This window comes from Paracoccus sp. R86501 (genome assembly GCF_042466435.1).
Lineage (GTDB): Bacteria > Pseudomonadota > Alphaproteobacteria > Rhodobacterales > Rhodobacteraceae > Paracoccus.
Genome location: NZ_JAXHPZ010000001.1, coordinates 1,991,825 through 2,012,661 on the forward strand (window position 1 = coordinate 1,991,825; position 20,837 = coordinate 2,012,661).

At 64.2% G+C, this 20,837-nt stretch carries 22 protein-coding genes; 12 read left to right on the forward strand and 10 right to left on the reverse strand.

The genetic code is table 11. From position 1 onward, the window contains the following. Positions 1 to 55: 55 nt before the first annotated feature. The 3 genes from SJY40_RS09625 to SJY40_RS09635 all read left to right on the forward strand — a co-directional run bounded on the left by SJY40_RS09625 (position 56) and on the right by SJY40_RS09635 (position 2,867). The gene (locus tag SJY40_RS09625; RefSeq protein ID WP_378945562.1) at positions 56 to 496 is read left to right on the forward strand and encodes a c-type cytochrome; all 441 of its coding nucleotides are present in this window, start codon (positions 56 to 58) and stop codon (positions 494 to 496) included. Between the two features lie 183 nt (positions 497 to 679). After that, positions 680 to 2,356 (forward strand): cytochrome c oxidase subunit 1, encoded by a 1,677-nt coding sequence (locus SJY40_RS09630; RefSeq protein ID WP_378945564.1) that lies wholly within the window; start codon positions 680 to 682, stop codon positions 2,354 to 2,356. A gap of 13 nt (positions 2,357 to 2,369) precedes the next feature. Next, on the forward strand, positions 2,370 to 2,867 hold the full coding sequence (locus SJY40_RS09635) for a DUF2244 domain-containing protein (protein ID WP_378945567.1): 498 nt from the start codon (positions 2,370 to 2,372) through the stop codon (positions 2,865 to 2,867). Between the two features lie 48 nt (positions 2,868 to 2,915). Here the strand turns inward: SJY40_RS09635 and SJY40_RS09640 are convergent, their stop codons facing one another. Together SJY40_RS09640 and SJY40_RS09645 are read right to left on the reverse strand one after the other, a co-directional pair. Continuing rightward, positions 2,916 to 3,104 carry a DUF3008 family protein gene (locus tag SJY40_RS09640; protein WP_378945568.1) on the reverse strand — a complete coding sequence of 63 codons (189 nt, stop codon included), beginning with the start codon at positions 3,102 to 3,104 and terminating at the stop codon, positions 2,916 to 2,918. A 41-nt stretch (positions 3,105 to 3,145) separates the two neighbouring features. Next, positions 3,146 to 3,607: a GatB/YqeY domain-containing protein gene (locus SJY40_RS09645; RefSeq protein WP_378948361.1), complete on the reverse strand. Its 462-nt coding sequence runs from the start codon at positions 3,605 to 3,607 to the stop codon at positions 3,146 to 3,148. A gap of 155 nt (positions 3,608 to 3,762) precedes the next feature. Between SJY40_RS09645 and carA the strand changes: the two genes are divergently transcribed. Continuing rightward, a complete protein-coding gene (carA, locus tag SJY40_RS09650; protein ID WP_378945571.1) occupies positions 3,763 to 4,911 on the forward strand; it encodes a glutamine-hydrolyzing carbamoyl-phosphate synthase small subunit in 1,149 nt (382 codons plus the stop codon). A gap of 116 nt (positions 4,912 to 5,027) precedes the next feature. Continuing rightward, positions 5,028 to 7,127 (forward strand): glycosyltransferase family 2 protein, encoded by a 2,100-nt coding sequence (locus SJY40_RS09655; RefSeq protein ID WP_378945574.1) that lies wholly within the window; start codon positions 5,028 to 5,030, stop codon positions 7,125 to 7,127. Positions 7,128 to 7,131: 4 nt separating this feature from the next. On the opposite strand, the gene SJY40_RS09660 is transcribed toward SJY40_RS09655, so the two are convergent. Further along, complete coding sequence (locus SJY40_RS09660; RefSeq protein ID WP_378945576.1) at positions 7,132 to 9,912, reverse strand: glutamine-synthetase adenylyltransferase; 2,781 nt, start codon at positions 9,910 to 9,912, stop codon at positions 7,132 to 7,134. 200 nt (positions 9,913 to 10,112) lie between these two features. Here SJY40_RS09660 and SJY40_RS09665 point away from each other — a divergent pair, with 200 nt between their 5' ends. The 3 genes from SJY40_RS09665 to ilvN all read left to right on the forward strand — a co-directional run bounded on the left by SJY40_RS09665 (position 10,113) and on the right by ilvN (position 13,468). After that, positions 10,113 to 10,952 carry an arginyltransferase gene (locus SJY40_RS09665; RefSeq protein WP_378945579.1) on the forward strand — a complete coding sequence of 280 codons (840 nt, stop codon included), beginning with the start codon at positions 10,113 to 10,115 and terminating at the stop codon, positions 10,950 to 10,952. A 157-nt stretch (positions 10,953 to 11,109) separates the two neighbouring features. Further along, complete coding sequence (locus SJY40_RS09670; RefSeq protein WP_378945582.1) at positions 11,110 to 12,864, forward strand: acetolactate synthase 3 large subunit; 1,755 nt, start codon at positions 11,110 to 11,112, stop codon at positions 12,862 to 12,864. A 43-nt stretch (positions 12,865 to 12,907) separates the two neighbouring features. After that, positions 12,908 to 13,468 carry an acetolactate synthase small subunit gene (ilvN, locus tag SJY40_RS09675; protein ID WP_378945585.1) on the forward strand — a complete coding sequence of 187 codons (561 nt, stop codon included), beginning with the start codon at positions 12,908 to 12,910 and terminating at the stop codon, positions 13,466 to 13,468. A 54-nt stretch (positions 13,469 to 13,522) separates the two neighbouring features. Here ilvN and SJY40_RS09680 read toward each other — a convergent pair whose 3' ends face one another. The 3 genes from SJY40_RS09680 to SJY40_RS09690 form a co-directional block, all read right to left on the reverse strand. Next, positions 13,523 to 13,915, reverse strand: a complete 393-nt coding sequence (locus SJY40_RS09680) for a hypothetical protein (RefSeq protein WP_378945587.1) — start codon at positions 13,913 to 13,915, stop codon at positions 13,523 to 13,525. A gap of 155 nt (positions 13,916 to 14,070) precedes the next feature. Next, on the reverse strand, positions 14,071 to 15,369 hold the full coding sequence (locus SJY40_RS09685; protein ID WP_378945590.1) for a DUF2254 domain-containing protein: 1,299 nt from the start codon (positions 15,367 to 15,369) through the stop codon (positions 14,071 to 14,073). A 3-nt stretch (positions 15,370 to 15,372) separates the two neighbouring features. Beyond that, positions 15,373 to 16,158 carry a M48 family metalloprotease gene (locus SJY40_RS09690; RefSeq protein ID WP_378945592.1) on the reverse strand — a complete coding sequence of 262 codons (786 nt, stop codon included), beginning with the start codon at positions 16,156 to 16,158 and terminating at the stop codon, positions 15,373 to 15,375. Between the two features lie 148 nt (positions 16,159 to 16,306). On the opposite strand from SJY40_RS09690, the gene SJY40_RS09695 reads away from it, so the two are divergent. Further along, on the forward strand, positions 16,307 to 16,555 hold the full coding sequence (locus tag SJY40_RS09695) for a hypothetical protein (protein WP_378945595.1): 249 nt from the start codon (positions 16,307 to 16,309) through the stop codon (positions 16,553 to 16,555). On the opposite strand, the gene SJY40_RS09700 is transcribed toward SJY40_RS09695, so the two are convergent. Beyond that, complete coding sequence (locus tag SJY40_RS09700; RefSeq protein WP_378945598.1) at positions 16,528 to 16,800, reverse strand: DUF167 domain-containing protein; 273 nt, start codon at positions 16,798 to 16,800, stop codon at positions 16,528 to 16,530. The genes SJY40_RS09695 and SJY40_RS09700 overlap by 28 nt on opposite strands. Positions 16,801 to 16,899: 99 nt before the next feature. Between SJY40_RS09700 and SJY40_RS09705 the strand changes: the two genes are divergently transcribed. Further along, positions 16,900 to 17,463, forward strand: a complete 564-nt coding sequence (locus tag SJY40_RS09705; protein ID WP_378945601.1) for a nitroreductase family protein — start codon at positions 16,900 to 16,902, stop codon at positions 17,461 to 17,463. Then, positions 17,463 to 18,176: an EI24 domain-containing protein gene (locus SJY40_RS09710; RefSeq protein WP_378945603.1), complete on the forward strand. Its 714-nt coding sequence runs from the start codon at positions 17,463 to 17,465 to the stop codon at positions 18,174 to 18,176. The genes SJY40_RS09705 and SJY40_RS09710 overlap by 1 nt, the downstream gene beginning before the upstream one ends. Here the strand turns inward: SJY40_RS09710 and SJY40_RS09715 are convergent. Together SJY40_RS09715 and mce are read right to left on the reverse strand one after the other, a co-directional pair. Next, complete coding sequence (locus SJY40_RS09715; RefSeq protein WP_378945606.1) at positions 18,133 to 18,402, reverse strand: DUF1467 family protein; 270 nt, start codon at positions 18,400 to 18,402, stop codon at positions 18,133 to 18,135. The two genes, SJY40_RS09710 and SJY40_RS09715, sit on opposite strands and share 44 nt — an antisense overlap. Further along, positions 18,402 to 18,806, reverse strand: a complete 405-nt coding sequence (gene mce, locus SJY40_RS09720) for a methylmalonyl-CoA epimerase (protein ID WP_378945608.1) — start codon at positions 18,804 to 18,806, stop codon at positions 18,402 to 18,404. The genes SJY40_RS09715 and mce overlap by 1 nt, the downstream gene beginning before the upstream one ends. A 129-nt stretch (positions 18,807 to 18,935) precedes the next feature. Here mce and SJY40_RS09725 point away from each other — a divergent pair, with 129 nt between their 5' ends. Beyond that, the gene (locus SJY40_RS09725) at positions 18,936 to 19,664 is read left to right on the forward strand and encodes a response regulator (RefSeq protein WP_378945611.1); all 729 of its coding nucleotides are present in this window, start codon (positions 18,936 to 18,938) and stop codon (positions 19,662 to 19,664) included. Here SJY40_RS09725 and SJY40_RS09730 read toward each other — a convergent pair. Beyond that, complete coding sequence (locus SJY40_RS09730) at positions 19,661 to 20,836, reverse strand: DUF1501 domain-containing protein (protein WP_378945613.1); 1,176 nt, start codon at positions 20,834 to 20,836, stop codon at positions 19,661 to 19,663. The genes SJY40_RS09725 and SJY40_RS09730 overlap by 4 nt on opposite strands. Position 20,837 lies beyond the last annotated feature (1 nt).

The window sequence follows — 20,837 nt, forward strand, 5'->3', positions numbered from 1 at the left end:
CTGTAGGGTCGGATCGGAGACATGCCCTTGGACAGGGCCGAGCGAGGAAAACAACATGAAATCAGCCATTGTCGGCGCCTTCATCGGCGCGACCCTAGCCATTCCCGCCGTCGCACAGGATGCCGGCGATGCCGCAGCCGGCGAAAAGGAATTCCGCAAGTGCCGCGCCTGCCACATGATCCAGGATGACGACGGCACCGATATCGTCAAGGGCGGCGCGGTCGGCCCGAACCTTTACAACATCATCGGCGCCAAGATCGCGTCGCGCGAAGGCTTCCGTTATGGCGACGGCATTCTGGCCGCGGCCGAGGCCAATCCGGACATGGTCTGGTCCGAGGAGGAACTGATCGCCTATGTCACCGATCCCGGTGATTGGGTGAAGGAAAAATCCGGCGATGACGGTGCGCGCAGCAAGATGACCTTCAAGCTGAACCGCAATCAGGCCGATGTCGCCGCCTATCTGACCAGCGTGTCGCCGGACGCACCGGCCGAGTGATCTTAGCTGCGGCAATCTGCCGCATCCGCCACGTGATCGGCCTCTGCCCGGTGTGATATTCTGGCAGAGGCGCGCGACTAGGCCACCGTGACGCATTGCCCGGTCATCACGGGTGGTCTAAAGAAAGCGTGATAATGCCGGTCTGCCAGGCCGGCTCGACGAGATCTTGCAGGGAGTTCGGGTATGGCAGACGCAGCCGCACACGGCCACGACGACCACCATGACAACCGTGGGTTCTTCACCCGCTGGTTCATGTCTACCAATCACAAAGACATTGGTATTCTTTATCTATTCACTGCTGCGCTGGCCGGTCTGATCTCGGTCAGTTTCACCGTTTACATGCGGATGGAACTGCAGCACCCCGGCGTCCAGTACATGTGCCTTGAAGGCGCACGCTTCATTGCGGATTCGGCGCGGGAATGTACCCCCAACGGTCACCTTTGGAACGTCATGATTACCTATCACGGTGTCCTGATGATGTTCTTTGTGGTGATTCCGGCGCTGTTCGGCGGCTTCGGCAACTACTTCATGCCGCTGCAGATCGGCGCGCCGGACATGAGCTTCCCGCGCATGAACAACCTCAGCTACTGGCTGTATGTCGCGGGTCTGGCCCTTGGCATCGCATCCCTGCTGACGCCGGGCGGTAACCAGCAGTGGGGTTCGGGCGTGGGTTGGGTGCTTTACCCACCGCTTTCGACCACTGAAGGCGGCTATTCGATGGATCTGGCGATCTTCGCCGTCCACGTCTCGGGCGCATCGTCCATCGTGGGTGCCATCAACATCATCACCACTTTCCTGAACATGCGTGCCCCCGGCATGACCATGTTCAAGGTGCCGCTGTTCGCCTGGTCGGTCTTCATCACCGCATGGCTGATCGTTCTGGCCCTGCCGGTTCTGGCCGGTGCCATCACCATGCTGCTGATGGACCGCAACTTCGGGACCAACTTCTTCAATCCCGCAGGCGGCGGCGACCCAATCCTGTACCAGCACATCCTGTGGTTCTTCGGTCACCCCGAGGTCTATATCATCGTGCTGCCCGGCTTCGGCATCATCAGCCACGTGATCGCGACCTTCTCGAAGAAGCCGATCTTCGGTTACCTGCCGATGGTTCTGGCCATGGCCGCGATCGGTGTTCTGGGCTTCGTCGTCTGGGCGCACCATATGTATACCGTCGGCATGTCGCTGACCCAGCAGAGCTATTTCATGCTGGCGACCATGACCATCGCCGTGCCCACGGGCATCAAGGTGTTCAGCTGGATCGCCACGATGTGGGGCGGCTCGGTCGAGTTCAAGACACCCATGCTCTGGGCCTTCGGCTTCCTGTTCCTGTTCACCGTCGGCGGTGTGACCGGTGTGGTCCTCAGCCAGGCGCCGCTGGACCGTGTGTATCACGACACCTATTATGTCGTGGCCCACTTCCACTATGTGATGTCGCTTGGTGCGGTCTTCGCGATTTTTGCCGGTATCTATTACTGGGTCGGCAAGATGTCGGGCCGTCAGTATCCCGAATGGGCAGGCAAGCTGCACTTCTGGATGATGTTCATCGGCGCCAACCTGACGTTCTTCCCGCAGCACTTCCTGGGTCGCCAGGGCATGCCGCGCCGCTATATCGACTATCCGGTCGAGTTTGCGTATTGGAACAATATCAGCTCGCTTGGGGCTTACCTGTCCTTCGCCTCGTTCCTGTTCTTCTTCGGCGTGATGGCCTACACCCTGTTTGCGGGCAAGCGCGTGACCCAGAACAACTACTGGAACGAATACGCCGATACGCTGGAATGGACCCTGTCCTCGCCCCCGCCCGAACATACGTTCGAGCAGCTGCCCAAGCGCGAAGACTGGGATCGCAGCCCGGCCCACTGAGTTCGATCCAAAGATGCCATATCAATGGACACAGACGGCCCCGGATGATTCCGGGGCCGTTCTGCAAAAACTGACCCTCTGGCCACATCGGTCGCTGCCGCGCAAAGGCTTCGTCTGGTTCATCGCCACGACGGCCATCCTGCTGTCGCTGCCGATCGTCGCCATGCTGGGGTCGCCCATCCTGTGGGGGCTGCTGCCCTTCGGGGCGATCGTCGTTGCGGGGATTTGGTTCGCGCTGCAACACAGCTATCGCACCGGCCAGACGCATGAAGAACTGACGCTGAACCGCCAGCGTCTGCATGTCCGTCGTCTTGATCCGGGCAAGGCACCGCGCGATTGGGACACCAACAGCTATTGGGTGCGCGCGCAGATCCGCAAGGGGCCGGTTCAGGACTATCTGACCCTGACCGACGGCAGCCGCGAGATCGAGCTGGGCGTCTTCCTGACACCGCCCGAACGTCGCGCGCTTTGCGAGGAATTGACCCGCGCCATCGCCCGCGCGCGAGGTTGACGAAAGGGCGGGCAGGATTTCCCCTGCCCGCCCTTTATGGTTCGTATCTCAGTCGCCTTCGACGTGATCGGGAAGATCGTCGTGGTCTGTAGACGCGAAGTCTTCCAGCTCATCCTCGGTCATGCTGTCATACATGTCCTTGGACGCGCCTTGCAGGTCGCCGACCTTGGTTTCGCCGCGCTTGGCGGACAGGGCCGCACCGGCAGCGCGTTGCTGGGCCTTGGATTTTGCTGGCATGGGTCACCTCCTGCCAGCAAACGCGCCCGACCGCGCAGGGTTCACGCCAGCAGGCGATCCTTGACCGCCGGACCGACGGCGCCAAAGTCCATCTGGCCGGCGTGGCGTTCCTTCAGCGCGGCCATGACGCGGCCCATGTCGCGGATGCCTTCGGCATTCAGATCGCTGATGGCCTTGTCGATGGCGGCGCGGGTTTCGTCGGCATCCATCTGGCGGGGCAGGAATTCCTGGATGACGGTGATTTCATCCTCTTCCTTGGATGCCAACTCGAGGCGACCGGCCTCTTCATAGGCTTTGGCCAATTCCTGACGCTGCTTGACCATGCGCGACATGATCGCGATCAGATCGGCTTCGGTCAGGGCGCCGTCGCCGTCGCCGCCACGTGCCGCGATCTCACGGTCCTTGACGGCAGCGCCGATCAGGCGCAGCGTTAACAGGCGGGCGGTGTCCCGGGCCTTCATCGCTTCCTTCGTCGCGGCTTGCAGCTTGCTGCGCAGTTCCATGATCGCGTCTCCGTTGCAGGCGCGGGATGCGCCGGAAAGACTGCGATCTAGGGCCATGTGCGGTGCAATTCAAGCGCCCGTGACCATCAGGGCCGCTTGACCTTGGGACCTGCGCCCCTTATTCACCCCAAGATTTCAGATCCAGAGGTGCCGATATGGCTGTAAAACCGACTGCCTGCCTTGCGCTTGCCGACGGGACCGTTTTCTACGGCCAGGGCTTTGGCGCCACGGGCGAAGTTGTCGCCGAACTGGTCTTCAACACCGCCATGACTGGCTATCAGGAGATCATGACCGATCCCTCCTATGCCAGCCAGATCGTGACCTTCACCTTCCCCCACATCGGCAATACCGGCGTGACCACGGAAGACGACGAAGCGCAGGATCCGGTGGCCAGCGGCATCGTCGTGCGGTGGGACCCGACGCAATCGTCGAACTGGCGCACGACCGCCGAACTGACCGAGTGGATGACCCGCCTTGGCCGCATCGGCATCGGCGCCATCGACACACGCCGCCTGACCCGTGCGATCCGCCAGCAGGGCGCGCCTCATGTCGTGCTGGCCCACGATCCGGACGGCAATTTCGACATCGAGGCGATGGTCGCCAAGGCCCGCGACTGGCAGGGTCTGGTCGGGCTGGACCTGGCCAAGACCGTCAGCTGCGCCCAGACCTACAAATGGGATCAGGGGACGTGGGAATGGGGCACGGGCTTCGGCACCTCGCCCGAGGCGAAGCCCTTCAAGGTCGTCGCCATCGACTATGGTGCCAAACGCAACATCCTGCGGTCGCTCGTGTCGCATGGTGCCGATGTGACGGTCATGCCCGCCACCGCCACCGCCGAGGAGATCATGGCCCACGAACCCGAGGGCATCTTCCTTGCCAACGGCCCCGGCGATCCGGCCGCGACCGGCGTCTATGCCGTGCCGATGATCCAGTCGCTGCTGGAAAAGGATCTGCCGATGTTCGGCATCTGCCTTGGCCACCAGATGCTGGCGCTGGCGCTTGGCGCAAAGACCGTCAAGATGAGCCACGGCCATCATGGTGCGAACCACCCGGTGCGCGACATGGAAACCGGCAAGGTCGAGATCACCTCGATGAACCACGGGTTCGCGGTCGATTCGCAGACCCTGCCCGAAGGCGTGCTGGAAACCCATGTCAGCCTGTTCGACGGCAGCAACTGCGGTATCCGCATGACGGATCGTCCGGTCTTTTCGGTCCAGCACCACCCCGAGGCATCGCCCGGTCCGCAGGACAGCATGTATCTGTTCAAGCGCTTCACCAACTCGATGCGCGCAAGGCGTGCATAAAGGCCACGTCAGGGGCGGCGCGGGGGTCTGACCCCTGCGCCGCCCTTGCGCCTTAACCTTCCGTTAATCACATTCATGGCATGACGAGGACGCTCAACGGGGAATCGTCTATGGCCATGCTTGCGCCGTTGCCACAGCCGGCAAATCTGAACGACGAAGGCGGCATCGTGCTGCGCGGTCCCACGATCGCGCCGCGGACCTTGCGTCCTTTGGGTCAGATCCTGCTGGAGGACGGCGCCGTCGATCCGGCCGACCTGCTGAAGGCCACTGTCATCAGCCAGAAACAGTGTCAGCCCTTGGCACAGGTTCTGCTGGCGCAGCGGATGGTCCAGCCCGATGCCATGGCACGCGCCCTATCGCGCCAGTGGCGCACCACCGCCATCGACCCCGACCAAAGCCCCGCCGACCCGCGCCTGATCGACCTTGCCGGGGCAGGTTTCTGCCTGACCCATGCCATTCTGCCGTGGCGGCGCATCGGCGGGGTCACATGGATCGCCACCGCCCGCCCCGAGGCGTTCGAGGCTCTGCTGCGTCGTCTGCCGCGCGAATACGGCCATGTCCGCATGCTGCTGGCCAGCGAGGAGCAGGTCCAATCCGGTGTCCTCGACTGGCGCCGCACCCGCCTGATCCGCGAGGCCGAGTGCCGCGTCCCCGCCGCCGAAAGCTGCCGCACCCAGAACCACGCCCGCACCGGCCAACTGGCATTTGCCCTGGTGCTGATGGTGCTGGCGGGGATCGTCTTCGCGCCCGTCCTGCTGGCTTGGGTGCTGACGGCCTGGGCTGTGCTGACGCTGCTGTCTCAATCGGCGCTGAAGCTGCTGGCCTTTACCGGCTTCCGTCGCGCCCGCAGCGAAAATCAGGAACTGCAACAGGCGGTGGCGCAGGGGCAGCTGCTGCCTTCGGACGTGGACGTGCCATTGCCGATGATCTCGGTCATGGTGCCGCTGTTCAAGGAAAGCGATGTCGCGGGCAAGCTGGTCGGACGCCTGGCCCGCCTGCAATATCCGCGCGAACTGACGGACATCCTTCTGGTGATCGAGGCCAGCGACGATGTGACCGAGGCCGCGCTGCATGGCGTCACCCTGCCCCATTGGATCCGCGTCGTGCGTGTTCCCGATGGTCCCATCAAGACCAAGCCGCGCGCGCTGAACTATGCGCTGAACTTCTGCAAATCGCAGATCGTGGGCATCTGGGACGCCGAGGATCGCCCCGATCCCGACCAGCTGCACAAGGTCGCCCGCGCGTTCCATTTCGCACCCGCGGATGTCGCCTGCCTGCAGGGCGCGTTGGATTTTTATAACCCGCGTACCAACTGGCTGGCCCGCTGTTTCACCATCGAATACGCCGCATGGTTCCGGGTCCTGCTGCCTGGCGTCGCCCGTCTGGGGCTGGTCGTCCCCTTGGGCGGCACGACGCTGTTTTTCCGCCGTCACATCCTGGAAGAGGTCGGTGCCTGGGACAGCTGGAACGTCACCGAGGACGCCGATCTGGGCGTGCGCCTGAACCGCCGCGGCTATCGCACCCAGATCATCGACACCACCACGGATGAGGAAGCCAACTGCCGCGCCATGCCTTGGGTCAAGCAGCGGTCACGCTGGCTCAAGGGCTATGCCCTGACCTGGGCGGTCCATATGCGCAACCCGATGCAGCTGCACCGCGAACTGGGGGCGTGGCGCTTCTGGTGGTTCCAGGTCCAGTTCTTCGGCGCGGTGTCGCAATACCTGCTGGCTCCGGTCCTCTGGAGCTTCTGGCTGCTGAGCCTTGGCCTGCCCCACCCCCTGCGCGGCCCTCTGGAGGCCTTGGGCACTTGGGCCGTGCCCGCGCTGTTCACCCTGTTCGTCGCCTCGGAACTGCTGTCGATCTTCGTGGGCATGCGGGCGGTCAGCGGGGCCAAGCACCGGCACCTGCTGGCTTGGGTGCCGACGCTGCACCTGTATTTCCCGCTTGGCTGTCTGGCCGGCTGGAAAGCCATCTGCGAGGTGGTGACCAAGCCGTTCTACTGGGACAAGACCGCCCATGGGCTGTTCGTCGAGGCCCCCGATATGCCCGCACCGGCCTTGCCCGCCGGATTGGTCTCGATCCCGGTTCTGGGCCAGATCGGCGGGCGGTCCCTGTCCGAGGTTGCCGCAGACCTGCAGACCAGCGTCGAACAGGTCCGTCCCGAAGTTGCCGACATCCTGCCCGAACGTCCCGAACGGAATGTCGCCTCGGGATAGGACATTAGTCCGGGAACTGCGCAGCAATCAGGGTCTGCGCGCGCGTCACCTGATCGCGGATGCGGTCAGTAATCGTGTCGCTGTCCGGGGCGTCAAGCTCTCGCTGCAGGAAGTCTTGGGCGCCGCGTCTGATCTCGGCGTTGTCCAGTGGGCGATCGGTTAGCAGCCGTCCCGCCGCATGCAGCCGCCAGAAGACCCGCCAAGCCGACGACAGTGCCTCGGTCGCGGAAGCCTCGAGCAGACCGGCACGCTTGCCAGCCCGCAGTTGCGCCAAGGTGCCCCGTGCCGGGTCGCCCGCCCGCAGCGCGCAGGCCTGCGCCAGCAGATCGATGTCCTGCAGGCGACCCGCATCGTTGCGCACGTCCCAAGGACCCGCCGCCGGCTTGGCCGCGAACAACCGCGCGCGCATCTGTGCCAGATCGGGCATGACGCGCGGATCGGCACCGCGCTGGCGCAGGACCTGCATGCGCAGCGCCTCGAGCTGGTCGGCCAGAGCGGAGGCATCGGCGCCGGTCTGTGCCACGACGCGGGCGCGGGTCAGGGCCAGATGTTCCCAGGTCCAGGCCTCGGACATCTGATAGGTCTCGAAACTTTGGACCGAGGTCGCAACCGGCCCTTGCCGCCCCGAGGGCCGCAGCCGCATGTCGACCTCGTAAAGACGACCTTCGGCGGTGGGCGCCGACAGCGCCGTGACCATCGCTTGCGTCAGCCGCGCGTAATAGGGACGCGCCGCCAGCGGGCGCGGCCCAACCGAGGCATCGACGCCATCCGCATCATAGATCACGATCAGGTCCAGATCGGACCCGGCATTCAGCATCCGCGCGCCAAGGGACCCCATGCCCAGCACCACGGCCCCCCGCCCCGGCGCGGGCCCGTGCTTTCGGGCAAATTCATCCGCCGTGACGGGAAACAGCGCACAGACGCAGGCCCCGGCCAGATCGGCATATTGACCGGCGACCTCATCTGCGTCGATCAACCCGCGCAGATGATGCACACCGATGCGGAAGTGCCATTCATGCGCCCAACGCCGCGCGGCATCCAAGGCGGCCTCATAGCCACCGCTGGTCACCGCGGTCCGCAGCAGTTGTTCCAGTTCGACCCGCAACCCCGCTTCCTTGGGCCAAGGCGCAAAAAAGCTGCCCCCCAACACCGCATCCAGAACCGCCGGATGCTGCGCCAGATAGGCGGCCAGTGCAGGCGCCGTGCCGCAGATATCGACGATCAGGTCGATCAGCTGGGGATTGGCCTCGAACAGTGAAAACAGCTGAACGCCCGCAGGCAGACCTGCCAGAAAGCTGTCGAAACGCGCCAGCGCCTCGGCGGGATGGCTGGCGCGGGACATGCGGTCCAGCAGCGGCACCTCGATCCGGCGGAATATCTGCAGGGCGCGATCGGACCGCAGCGCCGGATAGCCCTGCCAGCGGTCGATGATGGCCTGCGATTCGGGCGACAGATCGGGACGCTCGGCCTTGATCTCGTCGGGGGCGAAAAACTCCTCGGTCAGCTCGTGGACGCGGGCCAACCGCGTCTTCAAGCGGGTCTGCCACGCGTCGGGATCATCCGATCCCATCAGCGCGGCGACGACCCGCAGGCCATGCGTATCCTTGGGCAGACTGTGGGTCTGGGCGTCGTTCACCATCTGGATGCGGTGTTCGATGTCACGATGTTCGCGATAGTGATCCGTCAGTTCCTGCGCCACATCGGCGGGGATCCAGCCCTTGGCCGCCAAGGCCGCCAGCCCGCCCACCGTGTCGCGCATCCGCAGGCTGACGTCACGCCCACCGGCGATCAGCTGACGGGTCTGGGTGAAGAACTCGATCTCGCGGATGCCGCCGCGGCCCAGTTTGATGTTATGGCCGGGAACCTCCAGCCGTCCGCCAAGACCTTTGTGGTCGCGGATGCGCAGGCGCATGTCATGGGCGTCCTGAATGGCGGCGAAGTCCAGATGCTTGCGCCAGACAAAGGGCCGCAACTCGGCCAAAAACCGTTCGCCCGCTGCGATATCGCCGGCAGCCGCCCGCGCCTTGATGAAGGCAGCGCGTTCCCATGTGCGCCCCTCGGCCTCGTAATAGGCCAGCGCGGCGGCGGTCGAGATGCAGACCGGCGTGACGGATGCATCGGGCCGCAGACGCAGGTCTGTGCGGAAGACATAGCCGTGGTCGGTCACATCCGACAGGGTCGCGGCCATCCTGCGGGTGGCGCGGATCAGGGCGGCGCGGGCCTCCATCTGGTCGGCTTCGGCATAGGCGGTTTCGTCGAACAGCACGATCAGATCGATGTCCGAGGAATAGTTCAGCTCGCCCGCGCCGCCCTTGCCCATGGCCAACGCAAAGATGCCCCCCGCATCGGCATCCGTGGCAGGCAGCTTGCCGCGCCGCACTTCGGTGGCGACATGGGCGCGCAAAGCCAGATCGACCGCGCGATCGGCCAGATCAGACAGCGACTGCGTCACCTGCGCCAAGGGCCAGACCCCGCCAAGATCGGCCAGCGCCGCCTGCAGCGCCACCCGCCGCTTGGCCCGTCGCAGCGCCACGCCCAGATCATCAGGCGACAGGTCCTCAAACCCCGCCGTCTCGCGCGCGACCACATCGTCATGTTCCAGCGCATCGGGCAGCCAGTCGGCCTCTTGCCGGATTAGCCCCGCCAGGAAGGGGCTGCTGCCCGCGACCCCCGCGATCAGGTCGCGCAGCGGCGCGGGCGCGTCGGGAAACAGCGCCGTCGCATCCTGCGCGCGGGCAGGATCGACGGGCAGCGGATGGCGGGTGATACGGTCGCAAAAGCTCATGCCCGACACCTTAGCGGTCGGCCGTGCTGCGTCAACGCGCCGAACGGGGGGCGGATCGGACCGGCGGGGCCTTTCCATGCTTGGCCTGTCAGGGAAACGTTGCTAGGCTTTGCGCGACCCTGACACAACCGACACACCGGATATTGCAAGATCCGCATGAACAGCCCTGACCCGATCAGCTGCCGCAAGGGGCGCGTGTGATGCGTCATACCCTGCCCCATGCGCCCCAGTTCTATGTAACGGCGCCGCAGCCCTGCCCCTATCTGCATGGCCGCGCCGAGCGTAAGCTGTTCACCGCCCTGCAGGGCGACAACGCCCCGGAACTGAACAATGCCCTGTCGCGCCAAGGCTTTCGCCGGTCGCAGAACGTGCTGTACCGTCCCAGCTGCGAAAGCTGCGTGGCCTGCATGTCGGCGCGCATCCGCGTGGCCGATTTCGCCCCCAGCCGGACGCAACGCCGCATCCTCAAGCGCAATGTCGCGCTGCAACGGCTGGCGACCAGTGCCTGGGCAACCGAGGAGCAGTTCGATCTGTTCCGCCGATATCTGGACCGCCGCCACGCCGATGGCGGCATGGCCGATATGGATATCTTCGAATTCGCCGCCATGATTGAGGAAACGCCGATCAAGACCCGCGTCATCGAATACCGCTGCGGGTCCGATGATCCCCACAACATGGTGCGCGGTGACAACCATCTGGTCGCGGTCTGCCTGACGGACGTGCTGGATGACGGGCTGAGCCTCGTCTACAGCTTCTATGATCCGGCGTTCCGCCCGGCCAGCCTTGGCACCCATGTGATTTTGGACCATATCGAGATCGCGCGCGCCGCTGGCCTGCCCTATGTCTATCTGGGATATTGGGTGCCGGGCAGCCGCAAGATGGACTACAAGGCCCGCTTCAACGCGCTGGAAATCTACAAGGGCGGCGTCTGGCAGGACATCGGTGACCCGCACGACCATTCGAACGAAGCACACCCCCTGTCTGTAGATCCGATCGTCGAACAGGTCGCCCGCATCGCCTTGCCGCAATTCGACCGATAGCGCCGAACAAGTCGCGAAACAAAATTTCAAAAATTGGCGTGACTGCGTCACTTTATCCGCCGAACCCCATTGACCCTGCCCTGCCCCGATCCTAGTTTGCGCCGACGCGGAGGCCAATTTCGGCCGATGCGAGATGCATTTTTGATGGAGCAGAACGATGTCCCGAATGATGACGGGTGCGAGAATGGTGGTCGAGGCGCTGCGCGATCAGGGCGTCGATACCGTATTCGGCTATCCGGGCGGGGCCGTCCTTCCCATCTATGACGAGATTTTCCAGCAAAACGACATCACCCATATTCTGGTGCGCCACGAACAGGGTGCGGTCCACATGGCCGAAGGATATGCCCGTGCGACCGGCAAGCCGGGCGTCGTGCTGGTCACATCCGGTCCGGGTGCGACGAATGCCGTGACGGGTCTGACCGACGCGCTGCTGGATTCGATCCCGCTGGTCGTGCTGTCGGGTCAGGTCCCGACCTTCATGATCGGCACCGATGGCTTCCAAGAGGCGGACACCGTCGGCATCACCCGCCCCTGCACCAAGCACAACTGGCTGGTCAAGGACACGGGCAAGCTGGCCGAGACGATCCACAAGGCGTTCCATGTTGCCACCTCGGGCCGTCCGGGTCCGGTGCTGGTCGACATTCCCAAGGACGTGCAATTTGCCAGCGACGCCTATGTCGGCCCCAAGCAGGTCGATACCGGTCCCTATCAGCCGGTCAAGAAGGGCAATCTTGAGGCGATCACCCGTCTGGTCGAGATGATCGAACAGGCCGAACGCCCGATCCTTTATACCGGCGGCGGCGTCATCAATTCGGGTCCGGCCGCCAGCCAGCTGCTGCGCGAACTGGCCGAGGCGACGGGCTTTCCCGTGACCTCTACCCTGATGGGTCTGGGCGCCTATCCGGCGTCGGGCAAGAACTGGCTGGGCATGCTGGGGATGCACGGCACGTATGAAGCCAACCTTGCGATGCACGGCTGCGACCTGATGATCAATATCGGCGCGCGCTTCGATGACCGCATTACCGGTCGCATCGCCGATTTCAGCCCCGACTCGGTCAAGGCGCATATCGATATCGATCCGTCCTCGATCAACAAGGTCGTGCAGGTCGAACTGCCGATCGTCGGCGATGTCGGCCATGTGCTGGAGGACCTGCTGAAGGTCTGGAAATCGCGCGGCCGCAAGCTGAACAGTGCCGGCCTGAAGAACTGGTGGGGCCAGGTTGACGAATGGCGCGCCAAGAATTGTCTGGCCTATCGCGGCAGCGAAACCATCATCAAGCCGCAGCACGCGCTGCAGCGGCTTGAGGCGCTGACAAAGGGCCGTGACCGCTATATCACGACCGAGGTCGGTCAGCACCAGATGTGGGCCGCGCAATATCTGGGCTTCGAGGAACCGAACCGCTGGATGACCTCGGGCGGTCTGGGCACCATGGGCTATGGCCTGCCGGCATCGGTCGGCGTTCAGGCGGCCCATCCCGAGGCGCTGGTCATCAACGTGGCGGGCGATGCCAGTTGGCTGATGAACATGCAGGAAATGGGCACCGCCGTTCAGTTCCGCCTGCCGGTCAAGCAGTTCATCCTGAACAACGAACGTCTTGGCATGGTCCGCCAGTGGCAGCAGCTGCTTCACGGCGAACGCTACAGCCAGTCGTGGTCCGACAGCCTGCCCGATTTCGTCAAGCTGGCCGATGCCTTCGGCTGCAAGGGCGCGCAGGTCCGCGACCCCAAGGATCTGGACGCCGCCATTCAGCAGATGCTGGATTACGACGGCCCGTTCATTCTGGATGTGCTGGTCGAAAAGCACGAAAACTGCTTCCCGATGATCCCCTCGGGCAAGCCGCATAACGAAATGCTGCTGGGCGAGGCTGAAACCCTGGGCGTCATCGAATTGGACGGTGCGGTGCTGGTGTGACCAGCCCCGCCATCATCCGTGCTGCAATAGGAAGGGCTTTGCCATGAACGCTTTGAACATCCAGAAGGGCATGTCCAGCCATTCTGCCTATGACCTGAAGGACCCCAACGGTCAGATCGAAGAAAGCCATACGCTGGCGATCATGGTCGAAAACGAACCGGGCGTGCTGGCGCGCGTGATCGGCCTGTTTTCGGGTCGCGGTTATAACATCGACAGCCTGACCGTGGCCGAGGTCGATCATCTGGGTCACCGTTCGCGGATCACCGTGGTGACGCGCGGCACGCCTGCGGTGATCGAACAGATCAAGGCGCAGCTGGGCCGCATCGTCGTCGTCCACGAGGTTCACGACCTGACCGTCGAGGGTCCGGTCGTCGAACGAGAGCTTGGCCTGTTCAAGGTCAAGGGTCAGGGCGAAAAGCGGGTCGAAGCCCTGCGCATCGCCGAGATCTTCCGCGCCAATGTGGTCGATTCGACGTTGGAAAGCTTCGTGTTCGAGCTGGTCGGCCCGGTGTCCAAGCTGGATGCCTTTGCCGAACTGATGCGCCCGCTTGGCCTGATCGATCTGGCCCGCACCGGCCTTGCTGCGCTGTCGCGCGGGGTCTGAATTGCAAGGCGCGGACCGATCGGGTCCGCGCCTTGCAAATTCCGCAAGTCTTCCTCAGCTGGCGGCGCTGCTGCGCGGCCGCACATGGCTAGGGACATCGTGATAGCCAGGCATTCCACCCGCCATCGCCCCTTGTGATTTCTGCCCGCAATCTCCGCCACCGCCGTTGACCACCCGCAGTTGCGGCTGGCGCGGTGTCTGCGCAGCTTCGGACAGCATCCGCGGCAGTTCCGGGCAGGCCTGTTCGGAAATCATCGACACGTTCAGCGCATGACGCAGGTTGCCAACGGTTTCGGTTTCCAGTTCGACCAGATCGCCCGGCTCGGGCCATTTGTCGGGGTCGATCAAATTCGCCCGACCTTGAAGATAGGCCAGAGTGGCCTGGTCTTCACACCAGATGATCGCTTTTTCGCGCGAAATATTGCTCCAGACGACAACGCCGATCATGGGCGCCCCTTTTACAGAATCGCCCTAAACGCGCGATGTGATATGGACAAAAACTGTCCATTTGTATGAACCTAATTGGACTAAAGCATAAATCCGCCGATATGCCAGCTTTTTTCATATCACACGGAACTTTTATGCATCTTGCGGTTGCCTTGTTACCTGATGGTCACAACCGCGGCAGCTGCATCGCCCAGTTCTTCGGCACGCTGGCGGATCTGGTCGCGATGACGCTGAAGTTGCAGCCCATCCCCAGCATATTCAAGGCATTCGGCCGATAAACGAACTGCGGGCTCGCCGAAAACCTCGGGTGCCAGATGGGTCAGGGCCAGCAGACAGTCCTGAATCGCCATATGGACTTGGAAAATGGATGCCCCGTCGCGGGCCAGCGGCAGCAGACTGTCGCGCAACAGATCCTCGGCATTCATTTCGGCGGCATAAAGGCGCGGATAATCCACGTCCGGCTGGTACTTTTCCTGCCAGACCGACAGAATTCGCAAGATGCGGGTGATGACCGAAACCGCCGTCCCCGGATCGTTCACTGCAGGCGACAATGCCCGCTGCGCGGTCTCAGACAACACGGTGAAGCCAAAGCGCGGGTCCTGTTCGAAGCTGCGCGTTGGGCGGACCGTGACGCAGGCGACAAGGTCCGAACGGATCGCCTCGGCCTGATCCTGATCCATCGGCAGGTTGCGGACGTGGAACAGGGCACTTCGCAAATGGACCAGATCGCCCGGCGTGGCGGTGACATAGACGATCAGCTGATGCTTTTCGGCCAGCTCGGACAGGGTCTCCATATCGCAATTCTGGACGTGGCCCACCACGGGCGCGGGCACCACAAGGCTGTCGGGGGGCGGCGATCCGCGCAGGGGATTTGCCCCCATCCACGGCGATTGCAACCGGTTCGAGAGCGACTTGATGGTCGTATCTTCGACCCTTGTCATCATGTCACCGATCAGGCCCAGTTCCCCCAAGCGGTTGATCCAGCGCAGCAGCGACACGACGACGATCAGCACGATCAGCAGCGTGGCGACGAACAATGCGACCCGCCCGCCATCGCCGTAAAGCTGGGTCTTGAGCATGATCAGCCCGACAAGGCTGAAGACGAACGCGCCGATAAACGTCGCCAGCACCGTCTGGCTGACCGAATCCTTGACCAGCAGCTGGACCGAGCGTGGCGTCGTGCTGCTGCTGGCGGTGGCATAGGCCGCCGTCAGGATCGACAGCGAAAACGTCGTGACCGTCAGCATGCTGGACGCGATGATCGACAGGATCGGACCGATCGCATCCGCGCCGACCTTGCCGGCCAGCCCGTCGGGAATGGTGTCCTTCAGCAGGTATCCCAGACTGGCCGTGACCAGCCCAAGAACCGCGAAGGCCGTGACCCGGACCCACAGCCGCTGCAGCAGCTCACGCAACCGCCATTGGAACCGTCCGACATGCCCCTTGCGTGCCATCGATCAGCGGATCCGGCCGGCCTGAACGTCGGACACGGCGCGTCGCACCTGCGCCAGACGCTGCGCGCGCGACGGATGGGTGCCAAGGATATGGTTGCCGGGGTCGGGAATACGCTCGAACAGGCGCGCCCCGTTGATCGGGTCGAAATCGGCGTTCAGCGCGATGATCGAACCGAGGTAATCCGCCTCAAGCTCCCAATCGCGGGAATAATAGCGGGACCCGACCGAAGCGCCGATCTCCTGCGCGCGGGCCACGGCATTGCCATCCCCGCCATAGGCCGAAGCGATCGACCCCAGCACCACCGATGCCGTCGTCGCCGCACCGGATTTGCGGTCAAGATGGTTCAGGATATGGTGCGCGGCCTCATGCCCCGCGACGAAGGCGATCTCATCGGCGCTGCGGGTCTGGGCGATCAGCGACAGGGTAAAGCCGACGATGGGGCGGCCGGTTTTGTCCACGGTCTGGAAGGCGTTCGGCTCCAGCCCCGGGCGGTCGTCGACGATGAAGGCGAAATCGCAGTTGATGGGGCGGGTGCGGCGGTTGATGCATTCGCGTTCGACCGCGGGTTCCATCCGGCGCATGACCTGCACGAAGGTCCGCGCGGCGTTGCTGGGCGTCGCGTCATAGGGGGCCGATGCCACCGGCAGCGGTCTGACCGGCGCAGGCGCGGGGGCATTCGTCGGCACCTGCTGCACCGGGGGGCCGTCCACGGGGACGGCACAGCCCGCCAGTGCCAGCAGAACCGCCGTGACCACAGCCGTCCTGCGGGATTTGAATAGTTTGACCATCTGCGCTGCCCCGTACCCGATGCCTGTTCCGCCGACCTTGCCGCCGCCTTGCTTTGCAGTCTACCCTGCCCCGTGGCCGCGTAAACCCCGCCCGCTTGTCGCACCGCGAACTTCACGCGATTGTCGGGCCTTCCCAAGGAGATTCCGGATGTTCACCATCGAACACGACTTCGACGCAACCGTGATCACCCTGATCGACGAGGCCGAGCCGAACACCCGCCCGCTGAACGAGGACGTCGTGATCCTGAACTTCGAGGATCGCGTCGTTCTGGAACAGATGAGCGAGGACGGCGACGAGGTCGTCCGCATCAGCCTGACCATGCACCAGCTGACCGAATTGCGGCTGGCCCTGAACCTGCCCGAAGGCAACTATCGGCTGGAACCCGACGCGGGCTGATCCAGACGGACCAGCTTGTCACGCGCGCCCGCCCCGCGCATCAGCACCAGCCGCGACGGCGCCACGCTAAGCGCCTTGGCCAGCAGCTTCAGGATCGCCTTATTCGCCTTGCCGTCCTCGGGCGGGGCGGTGACATGGACCCGCAGGATGCCGTCCTGAACCACGATACTGTTACGACGTGCCCCGGGGGTCGCGCGCAGGGTGAAAACCGTTCCCGGCACTGCCATATGGGTCAGATCGTCCATACCGCCTTGGACCACGCCCGCGCCACCCCGCGCAAGTCCGCTTGCGCATTGCCCGCCGATCCGCAACATCCCCCGGACATTGCCGGACAGGAGAATGACATGACCACGCCCACCTTGCAGTTTCTGGCAACCCGCCGGTCCCATCCGCCCAAGCTGATGACCGGCCCTGCCCCCGACCGAGACCAACTGACCGAATTGCTGACCCTTGCCGCCCGCGTTCCCGACCACGGCAAGCTGGAGCCTTGGCGCTTCGTCGTCTTGGGCCGACAAACGCTGGACGATCTGGCGCCGCGCCTGCATGCGGCGGTTCTGGCCGACGGACAGGATCAGGCGGCGGCTGACAAGGCCGCGTCCGCATTCGCCTCGCCCGTCATCGTGGCGGTGATCCATTCGCCGGTGGTCAGCCCCAAGGTGCCGGAATGGGAACAGATGCTGTCGTCGGGTGCCGTCTGTCTGGGGCTGGTGAACGCCGCGCTGGCCTCGGGGTGGGCGGCGGCCTGGCTGTCGGGTTTTGCCGCACTGAACCAAGGCTTCGCGCAGGACCATCTGGGTGTCGCGCCGCATGAACGGGTCGCCGGCCTGATCCATATCGGCACCCCCGGCACCACACCGCCCGAACGCCCGCGTCCCGATATTGCCGCCAAGACGCAATTCCTGCCATGATGCCGGTCGTTGCCCTGACGCGCGGTTGGGCGGACCTGTTGCGCCCGCGCATCCTGCGGCTGGTGCTGCTGGGTGTCGCGCTGACCATCGGGCTGTTCGTGGCGCTGCAGGCGGCGATCTTCTGGGTGATCCGGCTTTGGCTGCCGGGAGGGTTCACTCTGCCGTGGATCGGCCAGATCGAGCTGTCCCACGTGCTGTCATGGGGGTCGCTGGCGCTGTTCCCATTGATGGGAATTTTCCTGATGGCCCCGGTCGCCGCAGGCTTTTCCGGTCTGTTCGCCGAACAGGTCGCGGATGCGGTGGAACAGATCCACTATCCCCGCAGGCGGGGCAAGTCGGTCGATTTTCTGGACGGGCTGCTGGAATCGCTGGCGGTGGTTGTGGCGGTTCTGGCGGTCAGCCTGGCCAGTCTGTTGCTGACGCCGTTTCTGGGCCCCTTGGCGCCGGTTCTGTTCTTCGGCGCGAACGGTTGGCTTCTGGGTCGAGAGTTCTTCCAGATGGCCGCCCGCCGTCACATGGATGCGGTGCAGGCCAATGATTTGCGTCGGGCCAACAGCCTCCGCGTGACCCTGACGGGGGTGCTGGTGGCACTGGGGCTGGCGGTGCCGTTGGTCAACATCATGCTGCCCCTGCTGGCGGCCGCCGCCTTCACCCACCTGTTTCAGGCAGTCAGCGGATCAGATGGTCCAGCTGGGAAATATCGTCGCGGGTGATGTAATCGCCCAAGATGACAAAGGCGATGACGCCCCAGATCGCGGTGGTCACCAGCGTGGTGATCACCAGCTTGCGCCGCCATGCCAGATCCGAAGGCGCACCCGCGTGGGTGCCCGCCACGATCGACCCGGCATCGGCCTGACTGCGCTGGCCGAAAGGCAGAACCACGAACAGCGTCAGAAACCAGATCGAGGCAAAGAGGACGATACCGCCGGTCAGATTCATCAGATTTCCTCCAGTTCGATCAGGCAGCCGTTGAAGTCCTTGGGGTGCAGGAACAGCACCGGCTTGCCATGCGCGCCGATCTTGGGTTCGCCGTTGCCCAGAACCCGCGCGCCTTCGGATTTCAGCTTGTCGCGCGCCTCGAGGATATTGGCGACCTCGAAGCACATGTGGTGGATGCCACCCGACGGGTTCTTGTCCAGAAAGCCCCGGATCGGGCTGTCATCGCCAAGCGGATAAAGCAGCTCGATCTTGGTGTTCGGCAGTTCGATGAAGACGACGGTCACGCCGTGATCGGGTTCGTCCTGCGCCGGACCCACATGGGCGCCAAGCGTGTCGCGATATTGCGCTGCCGCCGCCTGCAGGTCGGGAACGGCAATGGCCACATGGTTCAATCGTCCGATCATCGGTGCCTCCGCTTTCGTCCCATATCTAGGGGTTTTCGGGCGCTGGTGAAAGGAAAAGCATCGTCGTTAACCCTCTGTTCAGCATTCCGCGGCTAACTGAGGTCAGGGACAATGGAACGGGGATCAGACATGCCGACAGATTTCGCGACGACCCATGACAAACCCTTGCCGCAATGGCGTTTATCGCTGCCGGGTCGCCCGCTGACCGGACTGACCGTGCTGGTGATCGAGGATTCGCGCTTTGCCAGCGAGGCCGTCCGCCTGCTGTGTCTGAAGTCCGGTGCGCGGATTCGCCGCGCGGACTGCCTGCGATCCGCGCGACGCCATCTGGCGGCCTATCGCCCGGCCGTGGTCATCGTCGATCTGGGACTGCCGGATGGTGACGGGGCCAGTCTGATCCATGACCTGCATCAGGCGACGCCGCGCGTTCCGGTGATCCTTGGCATGTCCGGCGACCCCGATCTGGCCGGTCACGCGACGGATGCCGGTGCCGATGGCTTTCTGCCCAAACCCGTCGAGAGCCTTGCGGTCTTCCAGCAGACCATCCTTGGCGCCCTGCCCCCCGAGGCGCGCGGCAGCTTGCTGCGTGCGCTGCCCGACGACATGATCCAGCCCGATCAGGCCGGATTACGCGATGATCTGGCCCATGCGGCACAGGTCCTGTCAGATGCCAGCGACACCGAGGTCATCGACTATATCACCCGCTTTCTGGCTGGGGTGGCGCGGTCATCGCATGATCCCGCGCTGGAGGAAGCCGCCACCGCCCTGTCGCAGGACCGCAGCGGCAATATCGCTGCCGATCTGACGCATCTCAGTTGCATGGTGCAGGACCGTCTGGCGCAAGTCGCGCAGGTCTAGGCCAGCATCCGCGGGTCGCTGCCCATCTCCAGATCGGGGAAGACGCTGCCCTCCAGAACCGCCTTGTCGATGCCGAACTTGGCGTGCATCGCCCATGCCGCATAGGCGCGGATGTCACGCTGCGGCATCAGATCGCGTCCGTCATAAAGATCGCCCTCGGCCAGACCCGGCCAGTCGCCCAAGACCCGACCGCCACGGACCGCGCCCCCGGTGACCAGCATCGCGCCCCCGGTCCCGTGATCCGTTCCGGCCGACCCGTTTTCCCGTGCCGTGCGTCCGAATTCCGTCATGGCCATGACGGTGGTCGTGTCCCAGTTCTTCCCAAGGTCCGCCTTCAGCGCCAGGATGGATTGCGCCAGCCGTCCCAGACTGCGGTTCAGCGACCCCGACTGCCCCGAATGGGTATCCCAGCCCGCCAGCGAGAAACTGGCGATCCGCGTATCGCCGTTCAGGCGGTCGGCGGCGAAACGGGCCAGCGCGATGTGTTCCTCTTGCTTGGCATCGGGGGCGGGTGCGTTCTTCAGACCCGCCACGATCTCGAGCGCCTGCGCACTTGCGTCGCGGAACAGCGGATCGTCGTGATAGATCTTCATCAGCAGCCGCTCGGCCTGCGGCCCAAGCGTCATCGATGCCTCGGGCGTCCAGCTTTTCGCCTGCGCCTTACCCTGCAGGATAAGCATCTTCTCGATCCCGACGGAATAGGCGGTTTCCGAGGTCTGCCCCGGCATCACCTGCAGCAGGCGGTTCAGCCAGCCGTCCTGCTGGTCGGCCAGATCCAAATCGGTGCCGGTTCCGGCCTCCAGCATGTTCTGCCCGTCGAAATGGCTGCGCTTGTCGCGATAGGGCGTCAACACCGCAGGCGCAAAGGCCAGCTGCCCCGCCTGCCACAAGGGCAGCAGGTCCGACAGGCCGGGATGCAGCGCAAAGTAACCGTCCAGATCGGTCGCGCCGTGATCGGGGCCCAACGACAGCGTCTGGCGCAACGCCCGCAGGTTCTTGTCGCCGTAAGGCTGGAAGGCGTCGATGCCGTCCATCGCGCCGCGCAGGATGATGACCACAAGGCGGTTTTCACCCGGCGCACTGGCGAAGGATGCCGTGGACATCAGCGGGCTGGCGGCGGCCGAACAGCCGATCAGCGCCGTGGATTTCAGGAACAGGCGTCGGGTCAGCATC

Excerpts from the sequence above, each read along its gene's own strand:
- SJY40_RS09630 (WP_378945564.1), top strand. The coding sequence starts at position 680 with ATGGCAGACGCAGCCGCACACGGCCACGACGACCACCATGACAACCGT.
- SJY40_RS09725 (WP_378945611.1), top strand. The coding sequence starts at position 18,936 with ATGCCGACAGATTTCGCGACGACCCATGACAAACCCTTGCCGCAATGG.
- SJY40_RS09685 (WP_378945590.1), bottom strand. The coding sequence starts at position 15,369 with ATGGCACGCAAGGGGCATGTCGGACGGTTCCAATGGCGGTTGCGTGAG.
- SJY40_RS09690 (WP_378945592.1), bottom strand. The coding sequence starts at position 16,158 with ATGGTCAAACTATTCAAATCCCGCAGGACGGCTGTGGTCACGGCGGTT.
- SJY40_RS09635 (WP_378945567.1), top strand. The coding sequence starts at position 2,370 with ATGCCATATCAATGGACACAGACGGCCCCGGATGATTCCGGGGCCGTT.
- ilvN (WP_378945585.1), top strand. The coding sequence starts at position 12,908 with ATGAACGCTTTGAACATCCAGAAGGGCATGTCCAGCCATTCTGCCTAT.
- SJY40_RS09660 (WP_378945576.1), bottom strand. The coding sequence starts at position 9,912 with ATGAGCTTTTGCGACCGTATCACCCGCCATCCGCTGCCCGTCGATCCT.
- SJY40_RS09655 (WP_378945574.1), top strand. The coding sequence starts at position 5,028 with ATGCTTGCGCCGTTGCCACAGCCGGCAAATCTGAACGACGAAGGCGGC.
- SJY40_RS09715 (WP_378945606.1), bottom strand. The coding sequence starts at position 18,402 with ATGAATCTGACCGGCGGTATCGTCCTCTTTGCCTCGATCTGGTTTCTG.
- SJY40_RS09645 (WP_378948361.1), bottom strand. The coding sequence starts at position 3,607 with ATGGAACTGCGCAGCAAGCTGCAAGCCGCGACGAAGGAAGCGATGAAG.
- SJY40_RS09665 (WP_378945579.1), top strand. The coding sequence starts at position 10,113 with ATGCGTCATACCCTGCCCCATGCGCCCCAGTTCTATGTAACGGCGCCG.
- SJY40_RS09710 (WP_378945603.1), top strand. The coding sequence starts at position 17,463 with ATGCCGGTCGTTGCCCTGACGCGCGGTTGGGCGGACCTGTTGCGCCCG.
- carA (WP_378945571.1), top strand. The coding sequence starts at position 3,763 with ATGGCTGTAAAACCGACTGCCTGCCTTGCGCTTGCCGACGGGACCGTT.
- SJY40_RS09670 (WP_378945582.1), top strand. The coding sequence starts at position 11,110 with ATGTCCCGAATGATGACGGGTGCGAGAATGGTGGTCGAGGCGCTGCGC.
- SJY40_RS09705 (WP_378945601.1), top strand. The coding sequence starts at position 16,900 with ATGACCACGCCCACCTTGCAGTTTCTGGCAACCCGCCGGTCCCATCCG.
- SJY40_RS09700 (WP_378945598.1), bottom strand. The coding sequence starts at position 16,800 with ATGGACGATCTGACCCATATGGCAGTGCCGGGAACGGTTTTCACCCTG.
- SJY40_RS09695 (WP_378945595.1), top strand. The coding sequence starts at position 16,307 with ATGTTCACCATCGAACACGACTTCGACGCAACCGTGATCACCCTGATC.
- SJY40_RS09730 (WP_378945613.1), bottom strand. The coding sequence starts at position 20,836 with ATGCTGACCCGACGCCTGTTCCTGAAATCCACGGCGCTGATCGGCTGT.
- mce (WP_378945608.1), bottom strand. The coding sequence starts at position 18,806 with ATGATCGGACGATTGAACCATGTGGCCATTGCCGTTCCCGACCTGCAG.
- SJY40_RS09625 (WP_378945562.1), top strand. The coding sequence starts at position 56 with ATGAAATCAGCCATTGTCGGCGCCTTCATCGGCGCGACCCTAGCCATT.
- SJY40_RS09680 (WP_378945587.1), bottom strand. The coding sequence starts at position 13,915 with ATGATCGGCGTTGTCGTCTGGAGCAATATTTCGCGCGAAAAAGCGATC.
- SJY40_RS09640 (WP_378945568.1), bottom strand. The coding sequence starts at position 3,104 with ATGCCAGCAAAATCCAAGGCCCAGCAACGCGCTGCCGGTGCGGCCCTG.